Here is a 6923-nt window from a genome sequence, read left to right as displayed (position 1 = left end):
GGCACCGACCGGCGTCGGTCTCACCGGGGCTTGTCTCGTCAGCGCGTCGACGCGCGCCGGCACGCTGACGGGTGCCTGCACGCCGGTCGGTGCCAGCGCGCCGGTCGGTGCCAGCGCGCCGATCGGTGCCGGCGTGCTGATCGGCGGCCGCGTCATCGGGCTCGGCGTACGGCTGCTGGGTCGCCGCCGGGCCGGGCGCATCGTCTCGTTGCTCGCCGGCAGGCGTTTCGCCCGCCCAGGCGGACGGCTCGCCCGAGGGTTGCCCGCTAATCGCCTGCGACGCCCCGCCCGCCGAAGGCTGCCCGTCCCCAGAAGGCAGCCCGCCCTCAGAAACCCCAGAAGGCGACCCGCCTCCAGAAGCCCCGGAAGGCGGCCCGTCCCCGGACAGCGGCGCGCCGGTCGGGTCCTCGTTCTCGTCGGCGGAAGGCGCGCCGGACGCCCGGAGGCGGCTGCGTTCGCGCCATTCGTCGACCGATGGCCAGCCGTTCACGGTCGGCCCCTCCCCCGGCGCCGCGTGGAAGCGGCGTCGTACGCGGACCGGCCCGGCGGGACGGTGCGGCCGGGCCGGGCGCCCCGGAAGCGCGAACGGGGCGCGTGCGGCAGGTCCGTGTCACTCATGCGGCGAACCGATCAGACGTCACCCGGCTTGGGGGTGGACTTGGAGCCACGGCCGGACGGAGCGGCGGCGGGCGCCGGAGCCGCCGGGGCCTCGGCGGGGGTGTCGAGACGCGGGCCCACGCCCAGCTTGTCCTTGATCTTCTTCTCGATCTCGTTGGCCATGTCCGGGTGGTTCTTCAGGAAGTTACGGGCGTTCTCCTTGCCCTGGCCGAGCTGGTCGCCCTCGTAGGTGTACCAGGCGCCGGACTTGCGGACGAAGCCGTGCTCGACGCCCATGTCGATCAGGCCGCCCTCGCGGGAGATGCCCACGCCGTACAGGATGTCGAAGTCGGCGACGCGGAAGGGCGGGGCCATCTTGTTCTTGACGACCTTGACCCTGGTGCGGTTGCCGACCGCCTCCGTGCCGTCCTTGAGGGTCTCGATGCGGCGGATGTCCATACGCACGGAGGCGTAGAACTTCAGCGCCTTACCACCGGTCGTGGTCTCGGGCGAGCCGAACATGACGCCGATCTTCTCGCGGAGCTGGTTGATGAAGATGGCGGTGGTGCCGGTGCTGTTGAGCGCGCCGGCGACCTTGCGCAGGGCCTGCGACATGAGGCGGGCCTGCAGACCGACGTGGCTGTCGCCCATCTCGCCCTCGATCTCGGCCTTGGGCACCAGGGCGGCGACCGAGTCGATGACGATGATGTCGACGGCGCCGGACCTGATCAGCATGTCGGCGATCTCCAGCGCCTGCTCACCGGTGTCGGGCTGGGACACCAGCAGGGCGTCGGTGTCGACGCCGAGCTTCTTGGCGTATTCGGGGTCGAGCGCGTGCTCGGCGTCGATGAACGCCGCGATGCCGCCCGCCCGCTGCGCGTTGGCCACCGCGTGCAGCGCGATCGTCGTCTTGCCCGAGGACTCGGGGCCGTAGATCTCGACGATACGGCCGCGCGGCAGGCCGCCGATGCCGAGCGCGACGTCAAGGGAGATCGACCCGGTGGGGATCACCTCGATGGGAGCTCGGGCGTCGTCGCCCAGTCGCATGACCGAGCCCTTGCCGAACTGCCGCTCGATCTGGGCGAGGGCAGTCTCGAGGGCCTTCTCGCGGTCGTTGATAGCCATGGGAACTCCCCCTGGAGGGTCGTGGTCGGATTCAGTCGAGTGAAAGCTACGGCCTGCCACCGACATTTTCGCCGTCTGCGGAGTGGCGTCGGGGAAGCAATCGGGGAAGTCGTGGCCGGGCGAGTTGGATCCATCTTAGCCGAACGACTGTTCGATCACATCAGGAACACGCGAGTCTCCGCGTCACACTTCCAAACGATCTCCGCAGGTCGGCTCGGGTGTCGCAGCTCCGGCCGGCCGGACGCAGGAAGCGAGGAACCCTCGCGCCACAACGGCGGAAACCCCCGAGAACGCGCACGGGCCACGACGTTCACGTACGCCGCGACGACCGTGTTGTCATACGCCGTGAGCTGGGGAGACTTCTTGGGGAGAAGGTTGGAGGCGGCGACGTGTCGAGCTCGTACACCGGGGAGCGGCGCACCCATCTGGCGGCGCTCGCCGAGTTGTTGCCGCATCAGGGGCTGGTGAGCCGCATGGTCGGCGGCGATGATCCGGTGTTGTGGGTGTGGCATCCGCGTACCGGGCGTCAGACCGTCGTCTTCGCCACGCCGTCCAGCAGCGGGTGGTTGTTCCTGTGGTCGCCGGGCGGTCAGGGCAGCGCGGACGAGCTGGAGCGCACGGCGAGCGCGCTGCGCGAAGCCCTGGACGCCGCCCCGTGAGCCAGGCGGCTCAGCGCAGCTTGGACGAGACGTCCTCCACCTGGCAGACCGCGCGCCAGACCGTCTTGGCGCTCTCGCCGTCGGCCAGCGCCTGCACGACGGTGCGACCGCCCAGCGGGGCGATCACGTAGTCGCGTGCCCACGATTCGGCGTAGCTGTCGCCGAAGTGAGCGCGCATCCGTCTCCAGAACTCCGTCAGGCGCATGAATTCAAGTATGGAATCTCCCAGGGGGTGGGTAGGACATCTCCATGCCAAAGACCCCCAAGTCTTCACCCCCGAAGACAGCCAAGACCAAAGCCAACCGGGCCAAGCGCCGTCATCTGCTGCACGAGATGCGGCTGGTGGTAGCCAAGGAGAAGGCCGAGCGTTCCGAACGGCACGCGGGCATCAGGCAGGCGCCGAGGGAGGGCACGCCCCGCACGCGCAGGGCCTCCCGCCGTTAGGCGCACGCGCCGCGACCGCCTCGCTTCCGGCACGCGGGATCAGCGGGACGGTCACAGCACGCGCGAGCCGTACATCTCACCCAGATGGTCGGCGAGCAGCTCCAGCCTGGCGCCGTCGGGGTCCTTGAAGTAAATGGAGGCGCCGCTCTCTATCTGGTGCGGCACGCCGGCCATCTCCAGCTTTCCGCGCAGCCGTTCCCACGTGGCTGGATCGACCGAGATCGCGATGTGGTGCAGCCCGCCGAGCACTTCCTGGTACGGTCCGAGGTCGAGCCCGGGGAAGTCGAAGAAGGCCAGCAGGTTGCCGTTGCCGAGGTCGAAGAAGAAGTGGCTCGAACCCTTGTAGTCGCGGTTCTCGATGATCTCGGTGAGCGGGAACTCCAGGAGTTCCTGGTAGAACTTGATCGTCCGCTCCACGTCCGAGGAGAGGAGTGCGATGTGGTGCAGGCCGCGCGCGCTGCTCGACGGACGGCGCGGTAAAACGTAACGTTGCCTGATCTCCGCGCGGCGGGCTTCGATGGCGGCGTGGTCGATGCTCACGGACGCTGTATGTCCGCCGAAGCCCCGGCTCAATCACCTGCCGCCATGACAATGCGTTTTCTGTCGGTGGCGCGAGGCAGTATGTGCGGGTGAGCTCGCTAGCCCAGTTCAGCCAGGTGACCAGGCAATGGTTCGAGGGCGCGTTCGCCGCGCCCACGACCGCGCAGGACGGCGCGTGGGCGTCGATCGCGCGCGGTGACAACACGCTGGTCGTCGCGCCCACCGGGTCGGGCAAGACGCTGGCGGCGTTCCTGTGGTCGCTCGACCGGCTGGCCGCCGACCTCCAGCGATCCGCCGAACCCGGGCAAGCCGCCGACCCCCGGCGGTCCGGTGAGGGCAAACGGTCCACGAAGGTCCTGTACGTGTCGCCGCTCAAGGCCCTGGCCGTCGACGTCGAGCGCAACCTGCGGGCCCCGCTGGCCGGGATCAAGCAGACGGCGCGGCGGCTCGGCCTGCCGGTCCCGGAGATCTCGGTGGCGATCCGCTCGGGCGACACCCCCGCGGAAGATCGCCGGCGGTTCGCGGCCAAGCCGTCCGACATTCTCATCACCACCCCGGAGTCGCTGTTCCTGCTGCTCACCAGCCAGGCCAGGGAGGCGCTGCGCGGCGTGGAGACGGTGATCGTCGACGAGGTGCACGCGGTGGCGGGCACCAAGCGCGGCGCGCATCTGGCGCTGACCCTGGAGCGGCTCGACGCGCTGCTCGACCGGCCCGCGCAGCGGATCGGGCTGTCTGCGACCGTGCGGCCGGTGAGCGAGGTGGCCACGTTCCTGGGCGGCGCGCGTCCGGCGAGCGTGGTGCAGCCGCCGTCGGAGAAGCGGATCGAGATCGAGGTCGTGGTCCCGGTCGAGGACATGGCCCAGGTGGAGTCCCGGCCGCGCGACGCCGACGAGCTCGCCCCCGACCCCGCCAACAGGTCCATCTGGCCGCATGTCGAGGATCGGCTGTTCGACCTGATCGAGGCGCACAGCTCGACCATCGTGTTCGCCAACTCGCGCCGTCTGGCCGAGCGGCTGTGCACCCGGCTGAACGAGCTGGCCTACGACCGCGGCCAGGGCATCGAGTCGATCGACCTGTCGATCTGGGAGACCCCGCCCGCCGATGATCGTGAGCCGGCCGCGGGCGACCGGGTGACGCCCAGGCGCATGCCGGCCGACATGATGGCGCAGGCCGGGTCGAGCAAGGGGGTGGTCACGGAGATCGTCCGCGCGCACCACGGGTCGGTGTCGAAGGAGGAACGGGCGCAGATCGAGGAGGCGCTGAAGTCGGGCCGGCTGCCCGCCGTGGTCGCCACCTCCAGCCTTGAGCTGGGCATCGACATGGGCGCGGTCGACCTGGTCGCGTGCGTGGAGGCGCCACCGAGCGTGGCCAGCGGGCTGCAGCGCATCGGGCGGGCCGGCCACCAGGTCGGCGCCGTCTCCAAGGGCGTGATCTTCCCGAAGTACCGCGGCGACCTCGTGCAGACGGCCGTCGTCGCCGAGCGCATGCGCGCCGGCGAGATCGAGGAGTTGCGCTATCCGCGCAATCCGCTCGACGTGCTCGCCCAGCAGATCGTGGCGATGACCGCGCTCGACGAATGGACGGTCGACGAGCTCGAGACCGTCGTCAAGCGGGCCGCGCCCTACGCCACGCTGCCGCGCAGCGCGCTGGAGGCCACCCTCGACATGCTGGCCGGCCGCTACCCGAGCGAGGAGTTCGCCGAGCTGCGCCCCCGCATCGTCTGGGACCGGGTGTCAGGAACGCTCCAGGGCAGGCCGGGTGCGCAGCGGCTGGCGGTGACCAACGGCGGCACGATCCCCGACCGCGGGCTGTTCGGGGTGTTCCTGGTGGGCGAGCGGGCGTCCAGGGTGGGCGAGCTCGACGAGGAGATGGTCTACGAGTCGCGGGTCGGCGACGTGTTCGTGCTGGGCGCGACGTCCTGGCGGATCGAGGACATCACCGCCGACCGCGTGCTCGTCTCCCCCGCGCCTGGGCAGCCGGGCAAGCTGCCGTTCTGGCACGGCGACACCCCCGGCCGTCCGGCCGAGCTGGGCCAGGCGATCGGGAAGTTCCTGCGCGAGCAGGCCAAGAACGACGACACCGCCCGCGTCAGAGCGGCCGGCCTCGACGAGTACGCCGCCGACAACCTGCTGGCCTACCTGCGCGAACAGCGCGAGGCCACCGGTTACGTGCCCGACGACCGCACGCTGCTCGTCGAGCGTTTCCACGACGAGCTGGGCGACTGGCGGGTGGTGATCCACTCGCCGTACGGCGCCCGCGTGCACGCGCCGTGGGCGCTGGCGATCGGCCGCCGGCTGCGCGAACGCTACGGCATCGACGTGCAGGCCGTGCACTCCGACGACGGCATCGTGCTGCGCATCCCCGACACCCTGGCCGAGCCGCCGACCGACGTGGCCGCGTTCGACCCAGAGGAGATCGAGCAGATCGTCACCGAGGAGCTGGGCGGCTCGGCCATGTTCGCCTCAAGGTTCAGGGAGTGCGCGGGCCGCGCGCTGCTGCTGCCCCGCCGTACGCCGGGGCGGCGCAGCCCGCTGTGGCAGCAGCGTCAGCGCGCCGCCCACCTGCTCGGGGTGGCCTCGCAGTACGCGTCGTTCCCGATCGTGCTCGAGACGATGCGCGAGTGCCTGCAGGACGTGTTCGACGTGCCCGGCCTGGTGCGGCTCATGCGCGACCTGGCCGCGCGCCGGGTGCGGCTGGTGGAGGTGGAGACGTCGCAGGCCTCGCCGTTCGCGGCGTCGCTGCTGTTCCACTACGTGGGCGCGTTCATGTACGAGGGCGACGCCCCGCTGGCCGAACGCCGCGCCCAGGCCCTGGCGCTCGACACCACGCTGCTGGCCGAACTGCTCGGCCAGGCCGACCTGCGCGAACTGCTCGACCCCGACGTGATCTCCGACACCGAGCGCGAGCTGGCCAGGCTCGACCGGCCGCTGCGTGATGTGGAGGACCTGGCCGACCTGCTGCGTTCGCACGGGCCGCTGCTCGCGCCCGACGTGAGTGTGCGGGGCGGCGATCCGTCCTGGCTGGAGGAGCTGGAGCGGGCGCGGCGGGCGATCAGGGTACGCATCGCGGGCGAGGAGCAGTGGGCCGCGATCGAGGACGCCGCGCGCATGCGCGACGCGCTGGGCGCGCCGCTGCCCGTCGGGATTCCGCACGCGTTCCTCGAACCCGTCGCCGATCCGCTGGCCGACCTGCTCGCCCGGCACGCCCGTACCCGCGGGCCCTTCCACTCCGGTACGGCGGCCGCCAGGTTCGGGCTCGGCGTGGCGGTGGTGAGCGACGCGCTGCGGCGGCTGGCGGCGTCCGGGCGGGTGGTCAACGGCGAGTTCCGGCCCGGGGGGCGGGGCGAGGAGTGGTGCGACGCCGGGGTGCTGCGGATGTTGCGCCGCAGGTCACTGGCGCGGCTGCGCAAGGAGGTCGAGCCGGTCGCGCCGGAGACGCTGGCGGCGTTCCTGCCGACCTGGCACGGAATCACCGGTTACGGCACGGGTGTGGGCGCAGGCACGGGTGCGGGGAGCGGTGGGTTCGGCGCAGGTGCGGGCCCCGGCGGCGGGTTCGGCC

At 71.4% G+C, this 6923-nt stretch carries 6 protein-coding genes; 3 read left to right on the top strand and 3 right to left on the bottom strand.

Annotated features, from left to right (window positions below):
* Positions 1-630 precede the first annotated feature (630 nt).
* Positions 631-1722: a recombinase RecA gene (gene recA, locus HII36_RS52115; RefSeq protein WP_173530840.1), complete on the bottom strand. Its 1092-nt coding sequence runs from the start codon at positions 1720-1722 to the stop codon at positions 631-633.
* Between the two features lie 389 nt (positions 1723-2111).
* On the opposite strand from recA, the gene HII36_RS52110 reads away from it, so the two are divergent.
* Positions 2112-2381: a hypothetical protein gene (locus HII36_RS52110; protein WP_173530839.1), complete on the top strand. Its 270-nt coding sequence runs from the start codon at positions 2112-2114 to the stop codon at positions 2379-2381.
* A gap of 10 nt (positions 2382-2391) precedes the next feature.
* Here HII36_RS52110 and HII36_RS52105 read toward each other — a convergent pair whose 3' ends face one another.
* On the bottom strand, positions 2392-2586 hold the full coding sequence (locus HII36_RS52105) for a DUF3046 domain-containing protein (RefSeq protein ID WP_173530838.1): 195 nt from the start codon (positions 2584-2586) through the stop codon (positions 2392-2394).
* 44 nt (positions 2587-2630) lie between these two features.
* Here HII36_RS52105 and HII36_RS52100 point away from each other — a divergent pair, with 44 nt between their 5' ends.
* Positions 2631-2825, top strand: coding sequence for a hypothetical protein (locus HII36_RS52100; RefSeq protein WP_173530837.1), 195 nt, complete (start codon positions 2631-2633; stop codon positions 2823-2825).
* A 51-nt stretch (positions 2826-2876) separates the two neighbouring features.
* Here HII36_RS52100 and HII36_RS52095 read toward each other — a convergent pair whose 3' ends face one another.
* Positions 2877-3365 (bottom strand): VOC family protein, encoded by a 489-nt coding sequence (locus HII36_RS52095; RefSeq protein WP_173530836.1) that lies wholly within the window; start codon positions 3363-3365, stop codon positions 2877-2879.
* An 83-nt stretch (positions 3366-3448) separates the two neighbouring features.
* On the opposite strand from HII36_RS52095, the gene HII36_RS52090 reads away from it, so the two are divergent.
* The coding region (locus tag HII36_RS52090; RefSeq protein ID WP_407940909.1) for a DEAD/DEAH box helicase at positions 3449-6923 on the top strand (3475 nt) is incomplete at its 3' end.

Origin of the sequence: Nonomuraea antri (assembly GCF_013283785.1) — a bacterium.
Taxonomy (GTDB): domain Bacteria; phylum Actinomycetota; class Actinomycetes; order Streptosporangiales; family Streptosporangiaceae; genus Nonomuraea; species Nonomuraea antri.
Note: the sequence above shows the minus strand (reverse complement) of the source record. Positions and strands in the feature narration are given on the sequence as shown.